At 61.5% G+C, this 26,966-nt stretch carries 20 protein-coding genes and 3 tRNA genes; 21 read left to right on the forward strand and 2 right to left on the reverse strand.

Features of this window, described 5'->3' with window-relative positions; translation table 11 throughout:
* Nucleotides 1-96 precede the first annotated feature (96 nt).
* Together EIY71_RS04715 and EIY71_RS04720 are read right to left on the reverse strand one after the other, a co-directional pair.
* A complete protein-coding gene (locus EIY71_RS04715) occupies nucleotides 97-3,375 on the reverse strand; it encodes a bifunctional diguanylate cyclase/phosphodiesterase (RefSeq protein ID WP_085747835.1) in 3,279 nt (1,092 codons plus the stop codon).
* Nucleotides 3,376-3,443: 68 nt separating this feature from the next.
* Nucleotides 3,444-4,334, reverse strand: coding sequence for a LysR family transcriptional regulator (locus EIY71_RS04720; RefSeq protein WP_007956444.1), 891 nt, complete (start codon nucleotides 4,332-4,334; stop codon nucleotides 3,444-3,446).
* 140 nt (nucleotides 4,335-4,474) lie between these two features.
* On the opposite strand from EIY71_RS04720, the gene leuC reads away from it, so the two are divergent.
* From leuC to EIY71_RS04825, 21 genes are all read left to right on the forward strand, one after another.
* Nucleotides 4,475-5,893, forward strand: a complete 1,419-nt coding sequence (gene leuC, locus EIY71_RS04725; protein ID WP_011333350.1) for a 3-isopropylmalate dehydratase large subunit — start codon at nucleotides 4,475-4,477, stop codon at nucleotides 5,891-5,893.
* Between the two features lie 11 nt (nucleotides 5,894-5,904).
* Nucleotides 5,905-6,549, forward strand: a complete 645-nt coding sequence (gene leuD, locus EIY71_RS04730) for a 3-isopropylmalate dehydratase small subunit (RefSeq protein ID WP_007956446.1) — start codon at nucleotides 5,905-5,907, stop codon at nucleotides 6,547-6,549.
* A gap of 35 nt (nucleotides 6,550-6,584) precedes the next feature.
* Nucleotides 6,585-7,349, forward strand: coding sequence for a class I SAM-dependent methyltransferase (locus EIY71_RS04735; RefSeq protein ID WP_085747833.1), 765 nt, complete (start codon nucleotides 6,585-6,587; stop codon nucleotides 7,347-7,349).
* Between the two features lie 69 nt (nucleotides 7,350-7,418).
* Nucleotides 7,419-8,501 carry a 3-isopropylmalate dehydrogenase gene (gene leuB, locus EIY71_RS04740; protein ID WP_134020722.1) on the forward strand — a complete coding sequence of 361 codons (1,083 nt, stop codon included), beginning with the start codon at nucleotides 7,419-7,421 and terminating at the stop codon, nucleotides 8,499-8,501.
* Nucleotides 8,502-8,567: 66 nt separating this feature from the next.
* Nucleotides 8,568-9,680 (forward strand): aspartate-semialdehyde dehydrogenase, encoded by a 1,113-nt coding sequence (gene asd / locus EIY71_RS04745; protein WP_003226428.1) that lies wholly within the window; start codon nucleotides 8,568-8,570, stop codon nucleotides 9,678-9,680.
* 193 nt (nucleotides 9,681-9,873) lie between these two features.
* Nucleotides 9,874-10,884, forward strand: coding sequence for an aspartate-semialdehyde dehydrogenase (locus EIY71_RS04750; RefSeq protein WP_102687006.1), 1,011 nt, complete (start codon nucleotides 9,874-9,876; stop codon nucleotides 10,882-10,884).
* Between the two features lie 209 nt (nucleotides 10,885-11,093).
* Nucleotides 11,094-13,718, forward strand: a complete 2,625-nt coding sequence (locus EIY71_RS04755; protein ID WP_134020725.1) for a FimV/HubP family polar landmark protein — start codon at nucleotides 11,094-11,096, stop codon at nucleotides 13,716-13,718.
* Nucleotides 13,719-13,868: 150 nt separating this feature from the next.
* Complete coding sequence (truA, locus tag EIY71_RS04760) at nucleotides 13,869-14,693, forward strand: tRNA pseudouridine(38-40) synthase TruA (protein ID WP_085607862.1); 825 nt, start codon at nucleotides 13,869-13,871, stop codon at nucleotides 14,691-14,693.
* 64 nt (nucleotides 14,694-14,757) lie between these two features.
* Nucleotides 14,758-15,372, forward strand: a complete 615-nt coding sequence (locus EIY71_RS04765) for a phosphoribosylanthranilate isomerase (protein ID WP_085747830.1) — start codon at nucleotides 14,758-14,760, stop codon at nucleotides 15,370-15,372.
* A 192-nt stretch (nucleotides 15,373-15,564) separates the two neighbouring features.
* Nucleotides 15,565-16,485, forward strand: coding sequence for an acetyl-CoA carboxylase, carboxyltransferase subunit beta (gene accD, locus EIY71_RS04770; protein WP_064378840.1), 921 nt, complete (start codon nucleotides 15,565-15,567; stop codon nucleotides 16,483-16,485).
* Nucleotides 16,482-17,789: a bifunctional tetrahydrofolate synthase/dihydrofolate synthase gene (folC, locus tag EIY71_RS04775; RefSeq protein WP_134020728.1), complete on the forward strand. Its 1,308-nt coding sequence runs from the start codon at nucleotides 16,482-16,484 to the stop codon at nucleotides 17,787-17,789. The genes accD and folC overlap by 4 nt, the downstream gene beginning before the upstream one ends.
* Complete coding sequence (locus tag EIY71_RS04780) at nucleotides 17,773-18,441, forward strand: SPOR domain-containing protein (RefSeq protein ID WP_134020731.1); 669 nt, start codon at nucleotides 17,773-17,775, stop codon at nucleotides 18,439-18,441. Before folC ends, EIY71_RS04780 begins: the two co-directional genes overlap by 17 nt.
* 98 nt (nucleotides 18,442-18,539) lie before the next feature.
* Complete coding sequence (locus EIY71_RS04785) at nucleotides 18,540-19,100, forward strand: CvpA family protein (protein ID WP_007956464.1); 561 nt, start codon at nucleotides 18,540-18,542, stop codon at nucleotides 19,098-19,100.
* A gap of 41 nt (nucleotides 19,101-19,141) precedes the next feature.
* Nucleotides 19,142-20,647: an amidophosphoribosyltransferase gene (purF, locus tag EIY71_RS04790; protein WP_007956466.1), complete on the forward strand. Its 1,506-nt coding sequence runs from the start codon at nucleotides 19,142-19,144 to the stop codon at nucleotides 20,645-20,647.
* A gap of 80 nt (nucleotides 20,648-20,727) precedes the next feature.
* Complete coding sequence (locus EIY71_RS04795; protein ID WP_085747827.1) at nucleotides 20,728-21,939, forward strand: O-succinylhomoserine sulfhydrylase; 1,212 nt, start codon at nucleotides 20,728-20,730, stop codon at nucleotides 21,937-21,939.
* Nucleotides 21,936-22,712, forward strand: a complete 777-nt coding sequence (locus tag EIY71_RS04800; RefSeq protein WP_085747826.1) for an SDR family oxidoreductase — start codon at nucleotides 21,936-21,938, stop codon at nucleotides 22,710-22,712. The genes EIY71_RS04795 and EIY71_RS04800 overlap by 4 nt, the downstream gene beginning before the upstream one ends.
* 90 nt (nucleotides 22,713-22,802) lie before the next feature.
* A tRNA-Val gene (locus EIY71_RS04805) sits at nucleotides 22,803-22,878 on the forward strand.
* Nucleotides 22,879-22,933: 55 nt separating this feature from the next.
* Nucleotides 22,934-23,010: transfer RNA gene (locus EIY71_RS04810), tRNA-Asp, on the forward strand.
* Nucleotides 23,011-23,103: 93 nt separating this feature from the next.
* Nucleotides 23,104-23,180 (forward strand) — tRNA-Asp (locus tag EIY71_RS04815).
* Between the two features lie 422 nt (nucleotides 23,181-23,602).
* Complete coding sequence (locus EIY71_RS04820) at nucleotides 23,603-26,434, forward strand: xanthine dehydrogenase family protein molybdopterin-binding subunit (protein WP_134020734.1); 2,832 nt, start codon at nucleotides 23,603-23,605, stop codon at nucleotides 26,432-26,434.
* A complete protein-coding gene (locus tag EIY71_RS04825) occupies nucleotides 26,427-26,966 on the forward strand; it encodes a (2Fe-2S)-binding protein (protein ID WP_007956473.1) in 540 nt (179 codons plus the stop codon). The genes EIY71_RS04820 and EIY71_RS04825 overlap by 8 nt, the downstream gene beginning before the upstream one ends.

The raw sequence follows: 26,966 nt of genomic DNA on the forward strand, positions 1-26,966 counted from the left end.
AAACAGCGCGAAAAAACGCGACCCTACAGGTTGCCGCCAACCCTGGCAATTACCGGCCTGGGTCAATACTTGCGACAAGCAATCGCAGGTGTCGGGTCATTTCAGCAATCCCTTCAACCCTTCCAGCGGCAACGGCCGGCTGTGCAGATAACCCTGATACAAATGGCAGCCCAGCCCTTGCAGGAAGGCCAGCTGTTCCGGGGTTTCCACGCCTTCGGCGATCACTTCCAGTTCCAGGCTGCGGGCCATGGCGACGATGGCGCGGATGATTTCGGCGTCGTTGGGGTCGGTGGTGGCGTCGCGGATGAACGACTGATCGATCTTCAGCGTGTCCACCGGCAATCGTTTCAGGTAGGTCAGCGATGAATAGCCGGTGCCGAAATCGTCCATGGCAAAACTCACGCCGAGTTTTTTCAGACGACGCATTTTGCTGATGGTGTCTTCCAGATTCTGAATGACGATGCCTTCGGTGATTTCCAGTTTCAGCAAGGAGCAGGGCAGGCCGTGGCTGCTCATGCTGCGCTCGATGCGCTCGACGAAGTCATTCTGGCGGAACTGCCGGGGGCTGATGTTCACGCACAGGCTGAAGGCCAGAGGGTCGATCAGTTTTTCGGCGATCAATTGCTTGAAGGCTTCGCACGCCTCATCGAGGATCCAGGTGCCGACTTCCAGAATCAGCCCGCTGTCCTCCAGCACCTTGATGAATTCGGTGGGCGATTGCGCGCCGAGTTCCGGGTGATTCCAGCGCACCAGGGCTTCGGCGCCGATGATGCGGTTGTCCCGGGCGTCGATTTGCGGTTGGTAGTGCACGTCGAACTCGCCCCGGGACAGCGCCAGGCGCAGGTCGGTCTCCATGCGCAGCCGTTCGCTGGCCGCCTTTTGCATGGTGTTGTGGTACATCTGCGTGGTGTTGCGCCCCGAATCCTTGGCCCGGTACAGCGCAATATCGGCGCGTTTGAGCAGGTCGGTCGGGGTCGAGCCGTGATCGGGAATCAGCGCCACGCCGATGCTCGGCGTCACTTGCAGGCGCTGGCCGTCGAGGAACATCGGCTCTGACAGCAGTTCGCGAATGGTGTCGGCCAGCTCGCGTACTTGCGCGCTGACTTCGTTGCGCGTGCCCTCCAGACCGCTGAGCAACACCACGAATTCATCGCCACCGAGCCGCGCCACGGTGTCTTCCATGCGCACGCTGGCTTCAAGCCGCGCGGTGATGATTTTCAGCACCGTGTCGCCAACCGGGTGACCCAGCGAGTCGTTGATGTGCTTGAAGTGATCCAGATCGAGAAACAGTAGCGCACCGCGCAGGTTGTGGCGCTTGAGCAGGGCAATCTGCTGGCTCAGGCGATCCATCAGCAGTGCGCGGTTGGGCAGGTTGGTCAGTGGATCGTGATAGGCCAGGTGGCGGATCTGCGCCTCGGCGTTCTTCAGCAGGCTGACGTCCCGGGCGGTGAGCAGCAGGCAGGCGGTTTCGTTGAGAGTGATCGGTTCGACCGAGACTTCCACCGTCAGGATCTCGCCGCGCTTGTTGCGCCCGAGCATTTCCTGATGGTGCACGCGGCCCTTGATCTGCAGCTCGGCGAGCAGTGCCGAGCGTTGTTTTTCCTCGGCCCAGATACCGACCTGATACACGGTTTTGCCCACCACTTCGTCGGCGCGGTAGCCGGTGAGGCGGCAGAAACCGTCGTTGACCTCAAGATAACGTCCGGTGTCGCGCTCGGTGATGGTGATGGCGTCGGGGCTGGAGTGGAACGCCTTGGCGAATTTCTCTTCGCTGGCCTTGAGCGCCGCTTCCGAGCGCTGTTGCTGGGTGATGTCGCGCAGCGTGGTAACGATGCACGGCTGGTTGCCGACGCTGATCTGACGGCTGGAAATCACGCAGGTCAGCGACTGGCCGTCCTTGTGCTGGACGATGATCGCAACATTGCTCAGGCCCTGTTCGCGGATCACCCGTTCGATGCGTTGCAGGCTTTTCGCCGAGGCGTCCCACAGGCCGATTTCTTCGGCGGTGTGGCCGATCACATCGCTGGCGCTCCAGCCGAAGGTTTGGGAGAAACTGGAGTTGATCTCGATGAATTCCCCGGTTTCCTGACGCGTGACGCAGATCGGGTCGGGACTGACCTGGAACAGCGTGGCGAATTTCTCTTCCGAAGCCACCAGCCGTTGCTCGCGTTCAACCTGATCGGTGATGTCCAGCAGGGTGCCGGCCATCCGCAACGGTACGCCGTTGTCGTCGCGATAGAGGCGGGCGCGGCTTTCCAGATAACGCGAGCTGCCGTCGGGCAGTTGTACGCGGTAAGTCAGCTGGTAATTGCCGGCCGGGCCTTCGCGCAGGCTGCGATAGGCGTCGCGCATGCTGTCGCGCTCTTCGCCGGGGACGCCCTCGAAGAACTCTTCGAACGACTCATGGAACGGTTTTGGCTCCAGACCGTGTAATTGCGCAGCGCGGGCCGAGCCATAGAGCATGCCGCTGGGAATGTGCCAGTCCCAGGTGCCGAGCTGCGCCGAATCCAGCGCCAGGTCGAGGCGTTCCTGGCTGTCTTTCAGGGCATGTTCGGCGGCTTTGCGTTCAGTGGTGTCGAGGAAGGTACTGAGCAGGTACGGCTGGCCTTCGAGTTCGACCTTTTGCGCGCTAAGGATGCCGTCGTGGATCTGGCCGTTGCTGGCGCGAAACTGCACCTCCATGCTGATCAGTTCGCCCTTGGCCTTGGTCTTCTTGACCAGCTCGGCCCGTTGCTCGGGATGCACCCACAGGCCCAGTTCCAGGGTGGTGCGACCGATGGCGCTCTGCACCGGCCAGCCGAACAGGCTTTCGAAATACTGGTTGGCCTCGCTGATCAGGCCGTCTTCCTGACGGGTCAGCAGTACCATGTTCGGGCACAGGTGAAACAGTGTCGCAAAACGTTTCTCCGAACTGCTGAGCGCCTGTTCCCGTTGCCGCTGGTGGGTGATTTCGCGGATCACCCCGATCATTCGGGGGCGACCGTGTTTGTCCGGCAACAGGCTTCCGTTGATCTCCAGCCAGTGCAGGCTGCCGTCGGGCCAGCGGATGCGGTGGTGCATCGCCTGTTCCAGCGGCGCACCGGCAATCACCGCGTGGAAGGCGCGGATGGTTTTCGCCCGGTCTTCCGGCGGCAGCAGGTCAAGGTATTCCAGGTCTTCGGGCAGCGGTTGCCGCGGATCGAAGCCGAACAAGGCCTGAGTGCCGCGCGACCAACTGATCTGCCCGCGCTCGATGTCCCAGTACCAGGCGCCGAGGCGGGCACCGTTGAGCGCCGCGAGCAATTGCGGCGCGCTCTCCCAGCTCTGCTCGGATCGCCGTGGATCAATGGCCTGAATACGCGGCATCGGCGGAATACGGTCAACAGATTTCGGCATTGTTAAGGGGCCTTGAGCTGATTTGGGCGTTAGGCACAGGGACGGCAGCTCTATAGGAGTAGCACAAGTTAGCCGAGAGTCCCTGGCAGATCGATTTGAGCGTCCAGCAGGGCCATAAACGCCCGTGCAGCATTCGACAGCGTCCTTTCAGTGTGCAGGATATAGCCTAGCTGGCGACTGAGCTGTATGCCCGGTAAAGGTATGCGCGCCACCTGTTCATCGAGCATCGTGCGCGGCAAAACGCTCCAGGCCAGGCCGATCGACACCATCATCTTGATGGTTTCCAGGTAGTTGGTGCTCATGGCGATGTTCGGCGTCAGGCCCTGAGCCTCGAACAGCCGTTGGACAATATGGTGAGTAAAGGTGTTGCCGCCGGGGAAAACCGCCGGATGGCCGGCAATGTCCGCCAATGTGACGGCGCCGTTGCTGATCAATGAATGCTCCGGGGCGACCACGAAATCCAGCGGGTCATCCCAGACTGGCGTGGCCTTGACCAGCGTATGTGGCTCCGGCGCCAGGGTGATGACCGCCAGCTCTGCGCGGCCGTGGAGGATTTCTTCGTAGGCCACTTCCGAATCGAGGAACTGAATATCCAGCGCCACCTGTGGGTAGCGGCGAGTGTATTCCCTCAACAGCGGTGGCAAGCGGTGCAGGCCGATGTGGTGACTGGTGGCCAAAGTCAGGCGACCCGTAACTTCTCCGGTCAGGTTGGTCAGAGCACGGCGCGTGTCGTCCAGTACGTTGAGAATCTGATAAGCCCTTGGCAGCAGGGCCCGGCCGGCCTCGGTCAGGCCCACTTCACGACCGAGCCGGTCGAACAGCCGCACATTCAATTGCTGCTCCAGCCCGGCGATGCGTTTGCTGATCGCTGGTTGTGTCAGGTGCAGCCGTTCACCGGCGCCGGAGAAGCTTCCGGTCTCGGCAATCGCGATAAAAGCATTGAGGTTGGCCAGGTCCATGTTCGTATTCCAGTTGGTTATCCAAAGCATAAAAAATATGAATTTGAGTTATTTAATCTAACCCCATAGGATCGGCCTCACAAGCCAAAGGGTTATTGATAAGCCCAGGGCATAGAAACAAGCTGATGAGGAACCGTCTGATGGCCGGCAAAACGCTCTACGACAAGCTCTGGGATTCGCATTTGGTCAAGCAGCGCGACGATGGCTCGGCGCTGATCTATATCGATCGTCACATCATCCACGAAGTGACCTCGCCGCAAGCCTTCGAAGGCCTGCGTCTGGCCGGGCGAAAGCCGTGGCGCATCGATGCCAACATCGCCACCCCGGACCACAACGTACCGACCACCCCGGAGCGCAAGGGCGGCATCGAAGCCATTGCCGACCAGGTCTCGCGTTTGCAGGTTCAGACCCTCGACGACAACTGCGATGAATACGGCATCGTCGAATTCAAGATGAACGACGTGCGCCAGGGCATCGTTCACGTGATCAGCCCGGAGCAGGGCGCGACCTTGCCGGGCATGACCGTGGTCTGCGGCGACTCGCACACCTCGACCCACGGCGCGTTCGGCGCCTTGGCTCACGGGATCGGCACCTCCGAGGTCGAGCACGTGCTCGCCACTCAGTGCCTGGTCGCCAAGAAAATGAAGAACATGCTGGTGCGCGTCGAAGGCCAGTTGCCGTTCGGCGTGACCGCCAAGGACATCGTCCTCGCCGTCATTGGCAAGATCGGCACCGCCGGCGGTAACGGCCATGCCATCGAATTCGCCGGCAGCGCGATCCGCGACCTGTCCATCGAAGGCCGCATGACCATCTGCAACATGTCCATCGAAGCCGGCGCCCGCGTGGGCCTGGTGGCGGCGGACCAGAAGACTGTGGATTACGTCAAGGGTCGTCCTTTCGCACCGAAAGGTGCCGAGTGGGATCTGGCGGTCGAATCCTGGAAAGACCTGGTGTCCGACGCCGACGCGCATTTCGACACCGTGGTCGAGCTCGACGCCACGCAGATCAAGCCGCAGGTCAGCTGGGGCACTTCGCCGGAAATGGTGTTGGCCGTTGATCAGAACGTGCCGGACCCGGCTAAAGAGATGGATCTGGTCAAGCGCGACTCGATCGTCCGCGCCTTGAAATACATGGGTTTGACCGCCAATCAGGCGATCACCGACATTCAGCTCGACCGCGTATTCATCGGTTCCTGCACCAACTCGCGGATCGAAGACTTGCGCGCTGCGGCGGTGATTGCCAAGGGCCGCAAGGTTGCGTCGACCATCAAGCAGGCCATCGTCGTGCCGGGCTCGGGTCTGGTAAAGGCGCAGGCCGAGGCCGAAGGTCTGGACAAGATCTTCCTCGAAGCCGGTTTCGAATGGCGCGAGCCGGGTTGCTCGATGTGTCTGGCGATGAACCCGGACCGTCTGGAGTCCGGCGAACATTGCGCCTCGACCTCCAACCGTAACTTCGAAGGCCGTCAGGGCGCCGGTGGCCGTACCCACCTCGTCAGCCCGGCCATGGCCGCTGCGGCGGCGGTGAACGGTCGTTTCATCGACGTTCGTGAATTGATCTAAAGGAGCGCAGCATGAAAGCTTTTACCCAGCACACTGGTCTCGTCGCGCCTCTGGATCGTGCCAACGTCGACACCGACCAGATCATTCCGAAACAGTTTCTGAAGTCGATCAAGCGCACCGGTTTCGGCCCGAACCTGTTCGACGAGTGGCGTTACCTCGATGTGGGTCAGCCGTATCAGGACAACTCCAAACGTCCACTGAACAAGGAATTCGTGCTCAACGCCGAGCGTTATCAAGGCGCCAGCGTGTTGCTGGCCCGCGAGAACTTCGGTTGCGGCTCCAGCCGTGAACACGCGCCGTGGGCGCTGGAAGAGTACGGTTTCCGCAGCATCATCGCGCCGAGCTATGCCGACATCTTCTTCAACAACAGCTTCAAGAACGGCTTGCTGCCGATCATCCTGAGCGACGCCGAAGTCGACGAGCTGTTCAAGCAGGTCGAAGCCGCGCCGGGCTATCAGTTGCAGATCGATCTGCACGAGCAGACCGTCACCAGCCCGAACGGCAAGGTCTACCGCTTCGAGATCGACGCCTTCCGCAAACACTGCCTGCTCAACGGCCTGGACGACATCGGCCTGACCCTGCAGGACGGCGATGCGATTGCCGCGTTTGAAGCCAAGCATCGCGCGAGCCAGCCTTGGTTGTTCCGCGACGCGTGAATCTGAAAGGTTGAAACCCAGAAAAGGACGTACCCATGACCAGCACCGCCCACAGTCAGGTTGTACAAAAGCAATTCGGTGAACAGGCCGCCGCCTACCTGAGCAGCGCCGTTCACGCTCAAGGCACTGAATTTGCGCTGCTGCAGGCTGAACTGACGGGGCAGGGCGAGGCTCGGGTGCTGGACCTGGGTTGCGGCGCCGGTCACGTGAGTTTTCACGTCGCCCCGTTGGTGAAAGAAGTGGTGGCCTATGACCTGTCGCAGCAGATGCTCGACGTGGTGGCCGCCGCTGCCGTTGATCGCGGTTTGAGCAACGTGTCCACGGTCAACGGCGCCGCCGAGCGTCTGCCGTTCGCCGATGGCGAGTTCGACTTCGTGTTCAGCCGTTATTCGGCGCACCATTGGAGCGATCTCGGCGTGGCCTTGCGCGAAGTGCGCCGGGTGCTGAAACCGGGCGGCGTGGCGGCGTTCATCGATGTACTGTCGCCGGGCAGTCCGCTGTTCGACACCTATTTGCAGAGCGTCGAAGTGCTGCGCGACACCAGCCATGTGCGCGATTATTCGGCCGGTGAGTGGTTGCGCCAGGTCAGCGAGGCCGGGCTGCACACCCGCAGCACCACGCGTCAGCGCCTGCGTCTGGAGTACAACAGCTGGGTCGAGCGCATGCGCACACCCGAAGTGATGCGCGCCGCGATCCGCCAGTTGCAGCAATCGATGGGCAACGAAGTGCGCGAATATTTTGAGATTGAGGCCGATGGTTCGTTCAGTACAGATGTACTGGTGCTCTGGGCTGAAAAGTAATCCTGAAACGATAAGTATTTTTCCGGGCGCGCCAGTCGATGGCGCACCGACTGAAGACACGAGGAAAGCATGAGCAAGCAGATTCTGATTCTCCCAGGCGACGGTATTGGTCCGGAAATCATGGCCGAAGCGGTCAAGGTGCTGGAGCTGGCCAACCACAAGTACAGCCTGGGCTTCGAGCTGAGCCATGACGTGATCGGTGGTGCCGCCATCGACAAGCACGGCGTGCCGCTGGCCGACGAAACCCTCGACCGCGCTCGCGCTGCCGATGCCGTTCTGCTGGGCGCCGTGGGCGGCCCGAAATGGGACACCATCGAACGTGACATCCGCCCTGAACGCGGCCTGCTGAAAATCCGCGCGCAACTGGGCCTGTTCGGCAACCTGCGTCCGGCGATCCTGTACCCGCAACTGGCCGACGCTTCGAGCCTGAAGCCGGAAATCGTTGCCGGCCTGGACATCCTGATCGTCCGTGAGCTGACCGGCGGCATCTACTTCGGCGCGCCGCGCGGTACCCGTACTCTGGAAAACGGCGAGCGCCAGTCTTACGACACGCTGCCGTACAGCGAAAGCGAAATCCGCCGTATCGCCCGTGTCGGTTTCGACATGGCCCGCGTGCGTGGCAAGAAACTGTGCTCGGTGGACAAGGCCAACGTACTGGCGTCCAGCCAACTGTGGCGTGAAGTGGTCGAGCAGGTCGCCAAGGATTACCCGGACGTCGAGCTGAGCCACATGTACGTCGACAACGCCGCGATGCAACTGGTGCGTGCACCGAAGCAGTTCGACGTGATCGTCACCGACAACATGTTCGGCGACATCCTGTCCGACGAAGCGTCGATGCTCACCGGCTCCATCGGCATGCTGCCGTCGGCCTCGCTGGATGCCAACAACAAGGGCATGTACGAGCCTTGCCACGGTTCGGCGCCGGACATCGCGGGCAAAGGCATCGCCAACCCGCTGGCGACCATTCTGTCGGTATCGATGATGCTGCGTTACAGCTTCAATCTGCACGAAGCGGCGGACGCCATCGAGAAAGCGGTCAGCGTGGTGCTGGATCAAGGTCTGCGCACCGGCGATATCTTTTCGACCGGTTGCACTAAAGTCGGTACGCAGGAAATGGGTGACGCAGTAGTCGCCGCGCTGCGGAATCTGTAATCTCTCGGGCCCGCTGCGAAATTCAATACAAAGCAGCGGCCCACTTTTCAAGAAGGTGTAGTTGCGATGAAACGTGTAGGTCTGATCGGTTGGCGCGGCATGGTCGGTTCCGTGCTCATGCAGCGGATGCTGGAAGAGCAGGATTTCGATCTTATCGAGCCGGTGTTTTTCACCACTTCCAATGTCGGTGGCCAAGGCCCGTCCGTGGGCAAGGACATTGCTCCGCTCAAGGACGCATACAGCATTGAAGAGCTGAAGACCCTCGACGTGATCCTGACCTGCCAGGGCGGCGACTACACCAGTGAAGTATTCCCGAAGCTGCGCGAAGCCGGCTGGCAGGGTTACTGGATCGACGCGGCCTCGAGCCTGCGGATGAACGACGACGCCGTCATCATCCTCGATCCGGTCAACCGCAAGGTCATCGACCAGCAGCTCGACGCGGGCACCAAGAACTACATCGGCGGCAACTGCACCGTCAGCCTGATGCTGATGGGCCTGGGCGGTCTGTTCGAGGCCGGTCTGGTCGAGTGGATGAGTGCCATGACCTATCAGGCGGCCTCCGGTGCCGGCGCGCAGAACATGCGTGAACTGATCAAGCAGATGGGCGCGACCCACGCCGCTGTCGCCGATCAACTGGCCGATCCTGCCAGCGCGATCCTCGACATCGACCGTCGTGTGGCCGAAGCCATGCGCAGCGACGCGTACCCGACCGAAAACTTCGGCGTACCGCTGGCCGGCAGCCTGATCCCGTGGATCGACAAGGAACTGCCGAACGGCCAGAGCCGCGAAGAGTGGAAGGCCCAGGCCGAGACCAACAAGATCCTCGGTCGCTTCAAGAGCCCGATCCCGGTCGACGGCATCTGCGTGCGCATCGGCGCCATGCGTTGCCACAGCCAGGCGCTGACCATCAAGCTGAACAAAGACGTGCCGATCGCCGACATCGAAGGGCTGATCAGCCAGCACAACCCTTGGGTCAAGCTGGTGCCAAACAACCGCGATATCAGCATGCAGGAGCTGAGCCCGACGAAAGTCACCGGCACCCTGAACGTACCGGTTGGTCGTCTGCGCAAGCTGAACATGGGTTCGCAGTTCGTCGGTGCTTTCACCGTCGGCGACCAACTGCTGTGGGGCGCGGCCGAACCGCTGCGTCGCATGCTGCGGATCCTGCTTGAGCGTTGATCGCTTGATGCAATGAGAGAACCCGCGCCTCGCAAGAGGCGCGGGTTTTTTTGTACCTGTTGATCGTTCCCATGCTCTGCGTGGGAATACAGCCATGGACGCTCCGCGTCCGCTCTTCGCGGCGGGCGCGAATTGCCTGCGTGCGACTCACCCGGTAAAGTGCCGCTCCCCCCGTTTCGCCAGAGGTAGCAACATGACCCAGACCCTTGATATTGCCGTGATCGGCGCCACCGGTACTGTCGGCGAAACCCTCGTGCAGATTCTCGAAGAGCGCGACTTTCCGGTGGGCACGTTGCACCTGCTGGCCAGCAGCGAATCCGCCGGCAGCTCGGTGCTGTTTCGCAACAAGAACGTGCGCGTGCGTGAAGTCGACGAGTTCGATTTCAGCAAGGTCAAGCTGGCGTTCTTCGCCGCCGGCCCGGCCATTACTCTGAGTTACGCCGCCCGCGCTCACGCGGCAGGTTGCTCGCTGGTCGACTTGTCCGGCGCCTTGCCGGCGGATCAGGCGCCGCAAGTGGTGCCGGAAGCCAATGCCGCTGTGCTGGCCGGTTTGAAAGTACCGTTCCAGGTCAGCAGTCCGAGCCCGTCGGCCACCACATTGGCCGTGGTGCTGGCGCCGCTGCTCGATCTGATCGAGCTGCAATACGTGCATGTCACCGCCAATCTGGCGGTTTCCGCCCAGGGCCGCGAAGCCGTGACCGAGCTGGCGCGCCAGACCGCCGAGTTGTTGAACATGCGTCCGCTGGAGCCGACATTCTTCGACCGGCAGATGGCTTTCAACCTGCTGGCTCAGGTCGGCACGCCCGACGCGCAAGGCCATACGCTGCTGGAAAAACGTCTGGTGCGCGAGCTGCGTCAGGTGCTGGCCAAGCCTTTATTAAAGATTTCCGCAACTTGCGTTCAAGCCCCGGTGTTTTTTGGCGATAGCTTTAGCGTGACCTTGCAGTCAGCGAGCGCGGTCGACCTGGAAAAGGTCAACGCCGCGCTTGAAGAGGCCGAGGGCATCGAGCTGGTCGAGGCCGGCGATTATCCGACCGCCGTCGGTGACGCGGTGGGGCAGGACGTGGTCTACGTCGGGCGGGTGCGTGCCGGTGTCGACGAACCGTCGGAACTTAATCTGTGGTTGACGTCAGATAACGTACGCAAAGGTGCGGCCCTCAACGCCGTGCAGGTCGCCGAGTTGTTGATAAAAGACCTGCTGTAAAAGATACTTGGCAACAATTTGTCGACTGATTCTAGGCGAGCGCTATGCTTGGCCGGAGCACTCGATGACGTGTCACCCTCCGGGACTTTCCGGGGCATCAAAGAAATGATCGCGCGCGGCATGCTGTCGTCGTCGCGCGCAATGCCTTACGGCAGCGACAATCAACATCTTCTCGCTGGCCGAGGAACGTTCAAACAAAGGAAGAGGCTATGGTTCAAGTTCGCAAACTGGTGTTAGCAATAGCGGCCGCCTCGGCGCTGTCCTCCGGTATGGCGCATGCCCTCGGGCTCGGGGAGCTGACCCTGAAGTCGACCCTGAACCAGCCGCTGGTGGCGGAAATCGAGCTGCTCGATGTCAAGGATCTGACCGCTGCCGAAGTGGTGCCGAGCCTGGCCTCGCCGGAAGATTTCGCCAAGGCCGGCGTCGATCGCCAGGCCTTCCTCAATGATCTGACCTTTACCCCGGTACTCAACGCCAACGGCAAAAGCGTGCTGCGTGTAACGTCGAGCAAGCCGCTGTCGGAACCGATGGTGAAATTCCTCGTGCAGGTGATGTGGCCGAACGGCCGTCTGCTACGTGATTACAGCGTGCTGCTGGATCCGTCGAAGTTCTCGCCGCAGACCGCTGATGCCGCCGCTCAACCAGCGCCGGCACAAACCATCACCGCACCGACCACCGGCGCCACGCATTCGACCCACACCACCACGCCGCGCGACACCCTGTGGGAAATCGCCGCCAAGGCGCGCACCGGCGGTTCGGTGCAGCAGACCATGCTGGCGATCCAGGCCTTGAACCCGGACGCGTTCATCGGCGGCAACATCAACCGCCTGAAGACCGGACAGGTGCTGCGTCTGCCGGATCAGGTGCAAAGCACCGCGCTGCCTCAGTCCAAAGCGATTGCTGAAGTGGCTGCGCAGAACGAAGCCTGGCGTCAGGGCCGTCGTTATGTGGCCAAGCCGGGCACCGGTCAGCAGCAACTCGATGCGACCAATCGTGGCCGCGCCAATGCCGGCGCTGCGCAAAACGCCAAGGACAACCTGAGCCTGGTGTCCGCCGAAAGCGCCAAGGCGCGTGGCAAGGGCCCGGCCGGCGACGCCAAGGCCCTGAGCAACAAACTGGCGGTGACCCAGGAAAGTCTCGACACCACCCGTCGTGACAACGAAGAACTGAAAAGCCGCATGGCCGATCTGCAAAGCCAGCTGGACAAGCTGCAGCGCCTGATCGAGCTGAAGAACAATCAACTGGCGAAAATGCAGGCCGAAGGCTCGGGCGCTGCTCCCGCGACCGCCGCCACTGCGCCAGTGGTGCCGGCGATCACCGCGGAACTGGCGGCCACGCCGCCGGCTACTCCGGCAGAGGCTGCTCCGGCCGCACCTGCGCCTGAGGCTGCTGCTCCCGCACCGGTAGAGCCGGTTGTCGAGCCTGTGGTTGAAACCACGCCGGCCGCCAATGACGAAAAAACCTTCAACGAACTGCTGACCAATCCGATCCTGTTGGGTCTGGTCGGTGGCGGTGCAGTGGTTCTGCTGCTCCTGCTGTTGCTGCTGGCTCGTCGCCGCAAGGCCCAGCAGGAAGCCGAAAAACACCTGCGAATGGCCCGTGCCCTGGAGGAGCAATCGTTCTCCCAGGACCTCGATCTGCCGGAAAGCAGCTTCGAAGGTCTGGAAGTGCCAGCCGCCAGCGTCAAGCTGAACCCAGCCCCAGCCGCTGCTGCTGTAGTTGCTCCAGTCGTGATGGCCGAGCCGATCGCCGCGCCGTTGGTGGCACCTGCCGCCGAGCGTTCCGACGACGTGCTGGACAAGGCGCAGTCGCACATCGACGGCGGTCGCCTGAATCAAGCGGCCGCGCTGCTGGAGGAGGGCGTGAGTCTGGAGCCGCAGCGCAGCGATCTGCGTCTGAAATTGATGGAAGTTTACGGTCGCCAAGGTGATCGCGATGCCTTCGTCGGTCAGGAGCGCCAACTGGTTGCCAATGGCGACAACTTCGCCAAGGTCGAAGAGCTGAAAAGCCGCTTCCCGGCCATGGCGGTCGTCGCGGCCAGCGGTCTGGCGGCAGCGGCCATTGCCGCCGAGCTGGACGAGGATTACGTCAAGGAGCTGTTGCTCGACGAGCCTGAAGCGCCTGCTGCGGCAGATGCCGAACTGGACAGCGCTTTCGATCTGAGCCTTGACGATCTCGACAACATCACGCCGGTTGAACCTGTGGCGGCTGTCGAGCCGGAAGCGCCGGTCGAACTCGACGCATTCCCGACTGACGACGATCTGAGCTTCGAATCGGTGCTGCAGCAGCAGACCGATATCAAGGAAAACCTCGACGACCTGTCGGACTTCGACCTGGATCTGGACCTCGGTGCCGATCCTGCGCCTGCGCCGGTCGAGCTGGCAGACGATGATTTCCTGCTGGATCTGGACGAGGGCGTAAAGGATCTGCCGCTGGTCGACACCCCAACCGTGGCCGACGTGCCGCAGGACGATCTGGAGCTGCCAGCCGATTTCGACCTGTCACTGGCTGACGAAATGGACGCGGCGCCTGCCGAGCCGGATGCGTTCGCCGCCGAACTGGACGACGTCAACGCCGAGCTGGATCGTCTGTCGAGCAGCATCAATGAGCCAAGCTTCACCGAAGCTGATGCCGCGTTGGGCGACGATCTAGGTGAGGATGACTTCGACTTCCTGTCCGGTACCGACGAAGCCGCGACCAAGCTCGATCTGGCTCAGGCCTACATCGACATGGGCGACAACGACGGCGCGCGCGATATCCTCAATGAAGTCATCAGCGAGGGCAACGACAAACAGAAGAGCGAAGCGAGCGAAATGCTTTCGCATCTGGCCTGAGTCGGCATTCAGCGGTAAACAAAGCGGCAGCCCATGAGGCTGCCGTTTTTGTTTGGGTCTGGTTTCCCCGTCCCGTCGCCTTATAATGCCCGCCTTTGTAGATCAGCAGGCTGTCCCGACTTGGCAAACATAGATAACCCGGCCGCCGAAATGGCACCCGAAGGCTTTTTCCGCGTCGCGCTGGGCGTTGAATACAAGGGCTCGCGCTACAGCGGCTGGCAGCGCCAGTCCACCGGTGTGCTCACCGTGCAGGAAACCCTGGAAAAAGCCCTGTCGAAGGTCGCCGACTCGCCGATCTCGCTGCAATGTGCCGGGCGCACCGACGCCGGTGTGCATGCCTGCGGGCAAGTGGTGCATTTCGATACCCAGGTCGACCGTTCGCTGAAAGCCTGGGTCATGGGCGCCAACATCAATCTGCCCCACGACATCAGCGTCAGTTGGGCGAAGGTCATGCCGGCGCATTTCCATGCGCGATTCAAGGCGATTGCCCGGCGCTATCGCTACGTGATCTACAACGATCAGATCCGCCCGGCGCATCTCAACGAAGAAATCACCTGGAATCACCGTCCGCTGGACGTCGAGCGCATGGCCGAAGCCGCGCAGTACCTGATCGGTACCCATGATTTCAGCGCGTTCCGTGCCGGCCAGTGCCAGGCCAAGTCGCCGATCAAAAAGATGCATCATCTGCGCGTGACCCGTCACGGCAAAATGATCGTTCTGGACATCCGCGCCAATGCGTTCCTGCACCACATGGTGCGCAACATTGCCGGGGTGCTGATGACTATTGGCGCCGGCGAGCGGCCCGTGGAGTGGATGAAAGAAGTGCTGGAGAGCCGCGAGCGGCGTTCCGGCGGGGTCACGGCGCATCCGTTCGGCCTGTATCTGGTACAGGTCGAGTACCACGACGAGTTCCCGTTGCCCGAGCGTTTCATCGGGCCACATTTCCTTACGGGTTTCTCGGAACTTGACGGCTGACGCCCTCGAACGCATTTGTTACCATCCGGGACTTTCTCGGATTTGCCTTGGGGTTTTTATCGACATGTCAGCCGTTCGCAGCAAGATTTGCGGGATTACCCGCATGGAAGATGCGTTGGCAGCCGTCGAGGCCGGGGCCGATGCCATCGGTTTTGTGTTCTACGCTAAAAGTCCCCGGGCCGTGACCGTGCAGCAGGCGCGGGCGATCATCGCCGCCTTGCCGCCGTTCGTGACCACGGTCGGGTTGTTCGTCAATGCCAGCCGCTGCGAACTCGGGGAAATCCTCGATGCCGTGCCGCTGGATCTGCTGCAGTTCCACGGCGACGAAACCGCCGCCGAGTGTGAAGGCTGGCACCGGCCGTACATCAAGGCTTTGCGGGTCAAGGCGGGCGATGACATTGCCGCTGCCTGCGATGCCTACCCGAGCGCCAGCGGCGTGCTGCTCGACACTTATGTCGAAGGCGTGCCCGGCGGAACCGGCGAGGCGTTCGACTGGTCACTGATTCCGCAGGGTTTGAGCAAGCCTTTGATTCTGGCCGGCGGCCTGACGCCGGAAAACGTCGCCGATGCGATCGCCCGGGTGCGGCCGTATGCCGTGGATGTCAGCGGCGGGGTAGAGGCGAGCAAGGGCATCAAGGATCACGCAAGGATTCGTGCATTCATCAACGCCGTACGCTGATGTGACGGCTGGCAGACTGCCGCCGTCCACAGCTCTGTAGAAAAGAGGCTGAGGGTCTTTTCGGGGTGTACGCAGGTCAGTTCCGCTGACCCGGCAGTCCGGACGATCATCGCCACACATGAATTTAGCTGAAGGGCATACGCGGGGCCGCGAACCAGAGCGTTCGGGCCGCCGGTACTGGAGAAAGAAAGCATGAGCAACTGGTTGGTAGACAAGCTGATCCCTTCGATCATGCGTTCCGAGGTCAAGAAGAGCTCGGTCCCTGAAGGTCTGTGGCACAAATGCCCGTCCTGCGAGGCTGTGCTGTATCGTCCGGAGCTGGAAAAGACCCTGGACGTTTGCCCTAAGTGCAACCACCACATGCGCATCGGCGCACGTGCGCGCATCGACATCTTCCTGGACGCCGAAGGCCGTGCCGAGCTGGGCGCCGATCTGGAGCCGGTTGACCGTCTGAAATTCCGCGACGGCAAGAAGTACAAGGACCGTCTGGTCGCCGCCCAGAAGCAGACCGGCGAGAAAGACGCACTGGTTTCCATGAGCGGCACTCTGCTGGGCATGCCGGTTGTGGTTTCGGCGTTCGAATTCAGCTTCATGGGCGGTTCCATGGGCGCCATCGTCGGTGAGCGCTTCGTACGCGCCGCCAACTACGCGCTGGAAAACCGTTGCCCGATGGTCTGCTTCTCCGCCTCCGGTGGCGCGCGGATGCAGGAAGCCCTGATCTCGCTGATGCAGATGGCCAAGACCTCGGCCGTGCTGGCGCGTCTGCGTGAAGAAGGCATTCCGTTCATCTCCGTGCTGACCGACCCGGTCTACGGCGGCGTTTCCGCCAGTCTGGCGATGCTGGGCGACGTGATCGTCGGCGAGCCTAAAGCCCTGATCGGCTTCGCCGGTCCACGCGTGATCGAGCAGACCGTGCGCGAAAAACTGCCGGAAGGCTTCCAGCGCAGCGAGTTCCTGCTGGAGCACGGCGCCATCGACCTGATTATCGACCGTCGCGAATTGCGTCCGCGTCTGGGCAACCTGCTGGCGCAACTGACCGGCAAGCCGACGCCTAAATTCGTTGCTGCGCCGATCGAGCCGATCGTCGTTCCGCCGGTGCCTGCCAACGTATGACCGAGCGCACCCTTGGCGAGTGGCTCGCCTACCTTGAGCAGTTGCATCCATCGGCCATCGACATGGGGCTGGAGCGTTCGCAACAGGTAGCGTCCCGCATGGGACTGGGCCAGCCGGCGCCACGGGTGATTACGGTCACCGGCACCAACGGCAAGGGTTCGACCTGCGCTTTCGTGGCTTCATTGCTGCGGGCGCAGGGCCTGAACGTCGGTGTCTACAATTCTCCGCACCTGCTGCGTTACAACGAGCGGGTGCAGCTCAATGGCGTCGAAGCCACTGACGCGCAGCTGTGCGAAGCCTTCGCGGCGGTCGAAGCGGGGCGCGGCGAGACTTCCCTGACTTACTTCGAAATGGGCACTCTGGCGGCGTTCTGGCTGTTTCAACAGGCCGGGCTCGACGCGGTGGTGCTGGAAGTCGGGCTGGGCGGGCGTCTGGATACGGTCAACGTGGTCGATGCCGATATCGCGCTGGTCACCAGCATCGGTGTCGACCATGCCGATTACCTGGGCAATACCCGCGAATCCGTGGCCTTCGAGAAGGCCGGGATTTTCCGTCAGGGCAAGCCTGCGCTGTGCGGCGATCTGAATCCTCCACAACCCCTGCTGGACAAGGCGCGTGAGCTTGCTTGTCCGTTCTTCCTGCGCGGGCGGGATTTCGATCTGGGTATCACGGATCAATTCTGGCAGTGGCGCGGTACCGATGCTGACGGTCAGGTCGTCGAGCTGCGCGATTTGCCGCTGCTCGATCTGCCGATGGAAAACGCCGCGCTGGCGTTGCAGGCGTATCTGCTGCTCGGTTTGCCATGGGATGCCGAACAGATTGTTGCGGCGTTGCAGGCGACTCGCGTGGTCGGTCGCCTTGATCGTCGTTCGTTCGTATGGAACGGCAAGCGCTTGAATCTGCTGCTGGACGTTGGCCATAACCCGCATGCGGCGGAGTATCTGGCGCGGCGTCTGGCTGCTCGTCCACCGGTCGGCAAGCGTCTGGCGGTGTTCGGCCTGTTGGCGGACAAGGATCTGGACGGTGTCATCGGTGAATTGAATGCCAGCGTCCAGCATTGGGCGGTGGCGCCGCTGGATTCGCCGCGTGCGCGGCCGGTGGCTGAATTGAATGTTGCACTGCAGAACCTTGGCGCATCGGTCACGTCTTATGACAGTGTGGCGGCTGCGCTGGAGGGGCAGTGTGCAGTGGCCACCAGCGACGACGAGATCTTGCTGTTCGGATCATTTTATTGTGTCGCCGAGGCCCTCGAATGGCTGTCTCGGCGCTCCACGGAGGAAGCGGCAAATGGCTTTGCTGGATAAAGCGTACAAACAGCGCATGGTCGGTGCCCTGGTGCTGGTGGCGCTGGCGGTGATTTTTCTGCCGATGCTGTTTTCCCGTCAGGATGAGCAGCGTCAGGTGACCGTCGATGCGCCGGCCGCACCGCAGGCGCCTGCCGTGGCGCAGATCCAGATGGAAACCGTGGCCGTGCCCGAGCCCCAGGTTCTGCCGCAAGAGCCAGTGCCGAGCGATGACGAAGTCGCCGAGCAGGCAGTGCCAACGGCACCAATTGCTTCCGCCGCGCCAGCCCCGGCTCCGGCGCCGGTAGCCAAACCGGTTGCACCGGCGCCTGCTCCGGCTCCTGTGGTCAAGCCAACCACAGCCCCGGCCCAGCCGATCGCTGCGCTGTCTGCCAAACCGGATACCACTCAAAGCCGCGTCGATGCCAATGGCCTGTCGGTGAGCTGGTCGGTGCAACTGGCCAGTCTGTCGAGCCGCGCCAGCGCCGAAAGCCTGCAGAAAACCCTGCGCAGCCAGGGCTATAACGCTTACATCCGTTCCGCCGATGGCAAGAACCGGGTGTTCGTCGGCCCGCTGATCGAGCGTGCCGAAGCCGATCGCCTGCGCGATCTGCTGAGCCGTCAGCAGAACCTCAAGGGGTTTGTGGTGCGCTTCCAGCCCGAACGCGGCTGATATCTATCACCTCGATAGAAATGCACTGAAAATCGCAGCTTACCGACAGCCATGCGCTCTGCTAAAATGCGCCGCCTTATCCGTCTGTAGGCTGCACTGTGCCATTTACCTGGGTTGACTGGGCGATCGTTGCAATCATCGCCATTTCCGCTTTGATCAGTTTGAGCCGCGGCTTCGTCAAAGAAGCATTGTCGCTGGTGACCTGGATCATCGCAGGAGCCGTTGCCTGGATGTTTGGTGGCTCACTGTCCGAGTACCTCGCCGGATACATTCAAACACCGTCGGCTCGTGTGATCACGGGCTGTGCCATCATGTTTGTCGCCACACTGATCGTGGGCGCAATGATCAATTATCTTATCGGCGAGTTGGTTCGCGTCACCGGGTTGTCCGGGACCGATCGATTCCTCGGCATGGCCTTCGGCGCTGCGCGTGGCGTGTTGCTGGTGGTCGTGGCGGTCGGGCTGTTGAGCCTGGGGCCGGTACAGCAGGACGGGTGGTGGAAAGAATCACAGCTCGTGCCAAAGTTTCTATTGGTCGCAGACTGGTCCAAGAACCTGATTCTCGGGTGGAGCAGTCAGTGGCTTGCCAGCGGAATCAGCGTACCCGCTGATATTCCGTTCAAGGAGCAACTCTTGCCGTCGGCGAAAACGCCTCAGTGAGTGTTGTTCAGTTCAGATCCATTAAGTAGGGGTTGCGTCGCATGTGTGGCATCGTCGGTATCGTCGGTAAGTCGAACGTCAATCAGGCGCTGTATGACGCGCTAACCGTGCTCCAGCACCGCGGCCAGGACGCTGCCGGTATCGTGACCAGCCATGATGGCCGGTTGTTCTTGCGCAAGGACAATGGCCTGGTGCGTGACGTGTTTCAACAGCGTCACATGCAGCGCCTGGTCGGCCACATGGGGATCGGCCACGTCCGTTACCCGACTGCCGGCAGCTCGACCTCGGCCGAGGCTCAGCCGTTCTACGTCAACTCGCCGTACGGCATCACCCTGGCGCACAACGGTAACCTGACCAACGTTGAACAGTTGGCCAAAGAGATCTACGAATCCGATCTGCGTCACGTCAACACCAGCTCCGACTCGGAAGTGTTGCTCAACGTGTTCGCCCACGAGCTGGCCCAGCGCGGCAAGCTGCAACCGACCGAAGAAGACGTGTTTGCCGCCGTGACCGACGTGCACAACCGTTGCGTCGGTGGTTACGCCGTCGTGGCGATGGTGACCGGTTACGGCATCGTCGGTTTCCGTGACCCGCACGGCATCCGCCCGATCGTGTTCGGCCAGCGTCACACCGACGAAGGCGTCGAGTACATGATCGCCTCCGAAAGCGTTTCGCTCGACGTGCTCGGCTTCACCCTGATCCGCGACCTGGCACCGGGCGAAGCGGTCTACATCACTGAAGACGGCAAGCTGCACACCCGTCAGTGCGCGACCAATCCGTCCCTGACCCCGTGCATTTTCGAACACGTCTACCTGGCGCGTCCGGACTCGATCATCGACGGCGTGTCGGTCTACAAGGCCCGTCTGCGCATGGGTGAGAAGCTGGCCGAGAAGATCCTGCGCGAGCGTCCGGAGCACGACATCGACGTGGTCATCCCGATTCCGGACACCAGCCGCACTGCCGCGCTGGAGCTGGCCAATCATCTGGGCGTGAAATTCCGCGAAGGCTTCGTCAAGAACCGTTACATCGGCCGTACCTTCATCATGCCCGGCCAGGCCGCGCGCAAGAAATCGGTACGTCAGAAGCTCAACGCCATCGAGCTGGAATTTCGCGGCAAGAACGTGATGCTGGTGGACGACTCGATCGTTCGCGGCACCACCTGCAAGCAGATCATCCAGATGGCCCGCGAAGCCGGCGCGAAAAACGTCTACTTCTGCTCGGCCGCTCCGGCTGTACGCTTCCCGAACGTGTACGGCATCGACATGCCGAGCGCTCACGAGCTGATCGCCCACAACCGTTCGACTCAGGATGTCGCTGATCTGATCGGCGCCGACTGGCTGATCTATCAGGACCTGCCTGACTTGATCGAAGCGGTCGGCGGCGGCAAGATCAAGATCGAAAACTTCGATTGCGCAGTGTTTGACGGCAAGTACGTCACCGGCGACGTCGACGAGGCTTACCTGAACAAGATCGAACAGGCACGCAACGATGCCTCGAAGGTCAAGACCCAGGCGGTCAGTGCGATCATCGATCTGTACAACAACTGAGTTTCAACCGGCCCTTAGGGGCCGGTTTTGTATCTGGCAAAAGACTTTTATTTATCGAGAACAGGGCAAGGAGTGACAGCATGAGTCAGGAATGGGATGCCGGTCGGCTGGACAGCGACCTCGAAGGCGTAGCGTTCGATACCCTGGCCGTACGTGCCGGTCAGCACCGTACGCCGGAAGGCGAGCACGGTGATCCGATGTTCTTCACTTCCAGCTACGTGTTCCGTACCGCCGCTGACGCCGCCGCACGGTTTGCCGGGGAAGTGCCGGGCAACGTTTACTCGCGTTACACCAACCCGACCGTTCGCGCGTTCGAAGAGCGTATTGCCGCGCTGGAAAGCGCCGAGCAAGCGGTTGCTACCGCCACGGGCATGGCTGCGATCATGGCGGTGGTGATGAGCCTGTGCAGCGCCGGCGACCATGTGCTGGTGTCGCGCAGCGTGTTCGGTTCGACCATCAGCCTGTTCGAGAAGTACTTCAAGCGTTTCGGTGTGGAAGTTGATTACGTGCCGCTGGCCGATCTGTCGGCCTGGGACGCAGCGATCAAGTCCAACACCAAATTGCTGTTCGTCGAATCGCCGTCCAATCCGTTGGCTGAGCTGGTGGATATCACCGCGCTGTCGGAAATCGCGCACGCCAAGGGTGCGATGCTGGTGGTCGACAACTGCTTCTGCACGCCGGCGTTGCAGCAGCCGTTGAAATTGGGCGCAGACATCGTTGTGCACTCGGCCACCAAGTTCATCGATGGCCAGGGCCGTTGCATGGGCGGTGTGGTTGCCGGTCGCAGCGAGCAGATGAAAGAAATCGTCGGTTTCCTGCGTACCGCTGGGCCGACCCTGAGCCCGTTCAATGCCTGGATCTTCCTCAAAGGTCTGGAAACCCTGAACCTGCGGATGAAGGCGCACTGCGCCAACGCCCAGCAATTGGCCGAATGGCTGGAGCAGCAGGAAGGTATCGAGAAGGTGCATTACGCCGGACTCAAGAGCCATCCGCAGCACGAGCTGGCCCAGCGTCAGCAGAAGGGTTTTGGTGCGGTGGTGAGCTTTGAGGTCAAGGGCGGCAAAGAGGGCGCCTGGCGCTTCATCGATGCGACCCGTTTGATTTCGATCACGGCCAACCTGGGTGACAGCAAAACCACCATCACCCACCCGAGCACCACGTCCCACGGCCGTCTGGCGCCGCAGGAGCGTGAGGCAGCCGGCATTCGTGACAGCCTGATCCGTATCGCGGTCGGTCTGGAAGATGTCGCTGACCTGCAAGCCGACCTGTCGCGCGGTCTGGCGGCGTTGTGATCGAGTTGTCTACGCCAAAGATCGGCACCCATGGCCGCGTTGCATTGGTCACGGGTGCCGCGCGCGGGATCGGTCTGGGCATCGCTGCGTGGCTGATCAGCGAAGGCTGGCAGGTGGTGTTGACGGACCTGGATCGTACACGGGGTTCGAAAGTGGCGAAGGTGTTGGGTGAGAACGCCTGGTTCATCGCCATGGACGTCGCGGACGAAAGCCAGGTGGCGTTGGGTGTCGCTGAGGTGCTGGGGCAGTTTGGTCGTCTGGATGCGTTGGTGTGCAATGCTGCCGTGGCGGACCCCCACAACATCACGCTGGAAAGTCTCGATCTGGCTTACTGGAATCGGGTGTTGGCGGTGAACCTCGGTGGGCCGATGTTGCTGGCAAAGCACTGTGCGCCATATCTGCGTGCGCACAACGGGGCGATCGTCAATCTGGCCTCGACCCGAGCGGCGCAGTCGGAGCCTGATACGGAGGCCTATGCGGCGAGCAAGGGCGGTTTGCTGGCGCTGACTCACGCACTGGCGATCAGTCTCGGGCCGGAGATTCGCGTCAACGCGGTCAGTCCTGGATGGATCGATGCGCGGGACCCTTCCGCCCGACGCGCGGAGCCGTTGACCGATACCGATCATGCCCAGCATCCGGCGGGCAGGGTAGGGACGGTCGAGGATGTGGCGGCGATGGTGGCGTGGTTGCTGTCGAAGAATGCAGGGTTTGTGACGGGGCAGGAATTCGTGGTCGATGGCGGCATGACCAAGAAGATGATTTATAAGGAATGAAGCAATTTCGTCTTTTTTAGAAAAACTTCAATCCTGCTATTGACTTAGGTTCGCTACCTGCGTAAATTTCGCGGCCTCGGAGATGCAAACGGGTGATTAGCTCAGCTGGGAGAGCGTCTGCCTTACAAGCAGAATGTCGGCGGTTCGATCCCGTCATCACCCACCACTCCCGAGATACTTGCGTAAGCAAGCGCGTAGGCTGAAAGTGCCTGCACCGACGCGCAGCGGTAGTTCAGTCGGTTAGAATACCGGCCTGTCACGCCGGGGGTCGCGGGTTCGAGTCCCGTCCGCTGCGCCATATTTAACGAGTCAGACACTGTCTGGTTCGCGATTGAAAAGCACCGAAGCTTTCAGTCAAACGAGTTACTTGAGCGTCAGCTCAAAGCGATACGCAGCGGTAGTTCAGTCGGTTAGAATACCGGCCTGTCACGCCGGGGGTCGCGGGTTCGAGTCCCGTCCGCTGCGCCATATCTGTTTCAAGGACCACTGAACGCCTTGAAACACCGAAAGCAACCTCGGGTTGATTCGGCATCGATAGCAAAGACCCTGGTCGAAAGACCGGGGTTTTTTGTGTCTGAAATTTGACCTTTCCCCAATTCCTCCTTTGTAGCCGGCGACGAACGCAAGCCGTGGCTCGTTCGATGCTGTCGCGCAATCTGCGCCTGCGTCCATGGGTCGCTGCGATGCGATGCCGCATTGATTTTTGATTCTTTGGTCAAATTTTTGTAACTGGTTGTTTGCTGCGAGCGCAGAAACCTTTAAAGTTAACCTTTCGGTCAGCTTTGCACTGTCATCACGCCCTTTGTTTAGCCAAAAAGGGCTTCTGCAAGACTCGAGATTCCCAGTAGATAACCAGAAGGGCGGATCCATAACCGCCCAGAGGATGATCCATGTCCAACCGTGAAATATCCCGGCGCTCGTTCCTTCAGGGCGGGCTGGTGGCGGGTGTGAGCGTTACGTTCACACCGCTCAGCAGTCAGGCGCTGGCTGCCTTGATGGAAAACAGCGTGACCGTGCCGTCCGAGCAGTGGCTCGGCAACAACGGCAAGGCGCGCCAGCGTAATGATGCCTTGTCCAAGGTCTGCGGCAGCAAGGTGTTTGCCCGCGACATCCGTTCCAAGGACATGCCGGGCTGGCCCCAGCAGCAAGGCCACGCCATGTTGCTGAAAACCATCAAGGCCGACCGCATCTACGACGGTTACGACCTGTCGTGGCTCGGCGCCGATCTGCAGCCTGATCGTATCGTTACCGCCGCCGACCTGGACAAGGACGGCATCGTGTTCCCTGAAGAGCACGCACCGGATCCGCTGCTGCCGGAAGGCAAAGTGCCGATGTTCATCGGCCACCCGGTTGCGATCCTGATCTGGAACGACTTCGAGCGTTTCCGCCAGGCCAAGAACAAACTCAAATTCAATGACAAAGCGATTCGTTACGGTGCGCAAGTACCGTTCTACGAAGGCGATCCCTATGGCAGTTTTCGCTACGTGCGCGTCGGTGGCCCGACGTCGGCGGACGAAGACGAGTTCGCCAGCCTCAAGGACTCGATCCTGTTCCCGATGCTGAAAAACCGTCGTCCGGTGTGGAATTCCCAGCCGAACCTGCACGGCAACCTTACCGAGCGCGGCCTGTTCTACGCCGATCGCATGAAAAAAGAGATCGACACCCCCCCGGACAACTGGCTGGTGTTCGACGAACGCTACAAAACCCCGTCAATCGAACCCGCTGCGATGGAGCCGGACAACGGCAACGGCTGGTACGACCCGGCGACCAAGACCCTTCATTTCGTCGTCGCCACTCAGTGCCCGCTGGAAACCGCCACCGAGACCGCGAAGATGATCGGGCCGTCGCGTTTCGGCCTGGCGAACCTGAACATGCACCCGTGCTACACCGTCGGTTACGGCTCCAAAGACCACAATATTTTCGTCTACTACGCGGCCCTGGCGGCGTTGTACGGCGCAGGTGTGCCGATTCGCCTGGCCAACGACCGCTACGAGCAGTTCCAGAGCGGCATCAAGCGTCACCCGTTCGACATCCGCTACCAATTGGCAGTGGACAAGACCGATCACAGCTTCAAGATTTTCCGTGCCGAGATGAGTGTCGACGGTGGTGGCCGGATCAACTACAGCCCGTCGGTGGCCGCCGTTGGCGCCACTGCGGCGCAGTCGATCTACTACATGCCGCAGAACGACCTGCAGGTCACCGCTTACCATTCCCGCGCCGTTGAAGCGGGTTCGATGCGCGGCTACGGCACGCTGCAGAGCATGGCCTCCACCGAAATGATGGTCGACGAAATCGCCGATCGCCTTGGTGTCGATGCCATTGATCTGCGCCGCAAGAACGCGCTGCGCTCGGGAATGAAAAACACTCAGGGCGCGATCCCGGCCGGTGCGTTGCGCCTGCACGAGATTCTCGACAAGGCTTCGCTGCACGAAGTCTGGAAAAACCGCGACGCGATCAAAAAGCAGCGCGAAGCGGCAGACCCGGACAACTGGTACGGCGTAGGTTTCGCCATTTGCCAGAAAGACTTCGGCACCGGTTCCGAAGCGCCGATGGCCAGCATCGAGTTCACTGCTGACGGGCGCATTTCCCTGCGTCACATCGGCATCGAGATCGGCACCGGCATGTCCACCTCGCAAGCGTTGGTGGTGGCTGATTTCCTCGGCAGCGCGGCTCACGATGTGAAGACCGGTGAAACCGAGTGGGATGAAATGCAGTTGGTCACCGCCGGCAACCCTTACATCATGAGCCAGGCCGAGCAGGACAACTTCCTGCGTAACCCACGCTGGGTCGGCAAGCTGGCATCGGCCTCGTCCGCGACCAACTCCGCCTACTACTTCAGCCACGCCACCCGTGAAGCGGCGCGCGTGCTGTTCAACCACGGTCTGTGGCCGGCGGCGCTGGAGATCTGGCGTCAGGGCCCGTACGGCGGCCAAGCCAACCCTTACGTGGTGCGTCGCGAAGATGCGCATTGGGTCGACGGCAAGCTGACCGCCAACGGCATGCAGCCGCTGACCTTCGAAGAGCTGGCCAAGCGTGCTCACGAGCGCGGTCTGGTCACCGGCGCCACGGTTCACGGTTTTAACCGCTGGAGCTGGGCCGAAGCTGAATACAGCATCGACGGCGTGCGCGAGCGTCTGCCGCTCGACGGTCTGGCGGTGAAGTACGGCGACGGCGCCCCGAAAGCGAAAAAGGCGCAGATGACCAGCGCCGGTTTCCACCTGCTGGATCGGCAGAACATCGCCTACCCGGTGGTTCAGTTGAACAACGCCGCCGTGACCTACTACAGCCCAGTCGCAACGCTGGTCGAGTTGAAGGTCAACAAAGGTTCGGCAGAAGTCGAAGTGCTCAACCATCACTCGTGGCTGGAATGCGGCCGGGTGCTGGTCGAAGAACTGGTTCGCGGCCAGCTCGAAGGCGGGATCGCCATGGGCATCGGTCACGCCTTGATGGAAGAGATGCCGTTGTACGAAGGCGGACCGGGGGAGGGTGACTGGAACTTCAACCGTTATCGCCTGCCGATGGCGCGCCATGTGGCGGTATGGAAGCAGACGTCGGAAATCCTGCCACCGCTGTCCCCGAGCGACCCGTCCAAAGGCATCGCCGAAGTGGTGATGATCCCGGTGGTCGGCGCCATCGGTAACGCCGTGGCCCACGCCATCGGTAAACGTGTTCGCGATCTGCCAATCACTGCTGCGCGCATCAAGGAGGCCCTCAATGGCTAACCGTCCGCTTCAACTGACCCTCAACGGTCAATCCGTCGGCCCGGTGGACATCCCTGATGACCTGCCGATGATCGATTACCTGCACGAATACAAAAACCTCACCGGTTCGCGCCTGGGCTGCGGCCAGGGCATCTGCCACGCCTGTGTGGTGATCGTCGACAACCCGGACGGCACCAGCGAAGAAGTGCGCACCTGCATCACCGGCGCGCATTACTTCGAGGGCAAGAAAGTCCGCACCATCGAAGGTCACGCCAAGCGCGACGAGCAGGGCCAAGTCACCGAGCTGAACCCGATCCAGCAGCGTTTCGTCGACGAATTCGCCTTCCAGTGCAGCTACTGCGCACCGGGCTTCGTCAACGCAGCGACCGTGCTGGTGGAAAAGCTGCAGCGCCAGCCAATCGTCAAGAGCAAACTGGAACAAGTCATCGAGGACAGCCTCGGCCATCACGTCTGCCGCTGCACCGGGTACGTGCGTTACTACAACGCCACCCGCAACGTGCTGACCGATCTCGGCCTGGTCAAGGAGGGTTAA

The sequence above is a fragment of the Pseudomonas sp. CH235 genome (genome assembly GCF_004368175.1).
In the GTDB taxonomy this organism is placed as follows: Bacteria; Pseudomonadota; Gammaproteobacteria; order Pseudomonadales; family Pseudomonadaceae; genus Aquipseudomonas; species Aquipseudomonas paraglycinae.

Excerpts from the sequence above, each read along its gene's own strand:
- EIY71_RS04765 (WP_085747830.1), top strand. The coding sequence starts at position 14,758 with ATGTCAGCCGTTCGCAGCAAGATTTGCGGGATTACCCGCATGGAAGAT.
- EIY71_RS04750 (WP_102687006.1), top strand. The coding sequence starts at position 9,874 with ATGACCCAGACCCTTGATATTGCCGTGATCGGCGCCACCGGTACTGTC.
- EIY71_RS04720 (WP_007956444.1), bottom strand. The coding sequence starts at position 4,334 with ATGGACCTGGCCAACCTCAATGCTTTTATCGCGATTGCCGAGACCGGA.
- leuB (WP_134020722.1), top strand. The coding sequence starts at position 7,419 with ATGAGCAAGCAGATTCTGATTCTCCCAGGCGACGGTATTGGTCCGGAA.
- asd (WP_003226428.1), top strand. The coding sequence starts at position 8,568 with ATGAAACGTGTAGGTCTGATCGGTTGGCGCGGCATGGTCGGTTCCGTG.
- EIY71_RS04715 (WP_085747835.1), bottom strand. The coding sequence starts at position 3,375 with ATGCCGAAATCTGTTGACCGTATTCCGCCGATGCCGCGTATTCAGGCC.
- EIY71_RS04795 (WP_085747827.1), top strand. The coding sequence starts at position 20,728 with ATGAGTCAGGAATGGGATGCCGGTCGGCTGGACAGCGACCTCGAAGGC.
- EIY71_RS04820 (WP_134020734.1), top strand. The coding sequence starts at position 23,603 with ATGTCCAACCGTGAAATATCCCGGCGCTCGTTCCTTCAGGGCGGGCTG.
- leuD (WP_007956446.1), top strand. The coding sequence starts at position 5,905 with ATGAAAGCTTTTACCCAGCACACTGGTCTCGTCGCGCCTCTGGATCGT.
- EIY71_RS04780 (WP_134020731.1), top strand. The coding sequence starts at position 17,773 with ATGGCTTTGCTGGATAAAGCGTACAAACAGCGCATGGTCGGTGCCCTG.
- EIY71_RS04735 (WP_085747833.1), top strand. The coding sequence starts at position 6,585 with ATGACCAGCACCGCCCACAGTCAGGTTGTACAAAAGCAATTCGGTGAA.
- purF (WP_007956466.1), top strand. The coding sequence starts at position 19,142 with ATGTGTGGCATCGTCGGTATCGTCGGTAAGTCGAACGTCAATCAGGCG.
- EIY71_RS04825 (WP_007956473.1), top strand. The coding sequence starts at position 26,427 with ATGGCTAACCGTCCGCTTCAACTGACCCTCAACGGTCAATCCGTCGGC.
- truA (WP_085607862.1), top strand. The coding sequence starts at position 13,869 with ATGGCACCCGAAGGCTTTTTCCGCGTCGCGCTGGGCGTTGAATACAAG.
- accD (WP_064378840.1), top strand. The coding sequence starts at position 15,565 with ATGAGCAACTGGTTGGTAGACAAGCTGATCCCTTCGATCATGCGTTCC.
- EIY71_RS04755 (WP_134020725.1), top strand. The coding sequence starts at position 11,094 with ATGGTTCAAGTTCGCAAACTGGTGTTAGCAATAGCGGCCGCCTCGGCG.
- leuC (WP_011333350.1), top strand. The coding sequence starts at position 4,475 with ATGGCCGGCAAAACGCTCTACGACAAGCTCTGGGATTCGCATTTGGTC.
- folC (WP_134020728.1), top strand. The coding sequence starts at position 16,482 with ATGACCGAGCGCACCCTTGGCGAGTGGCTCGCCTACCTTGAGCAGTTG.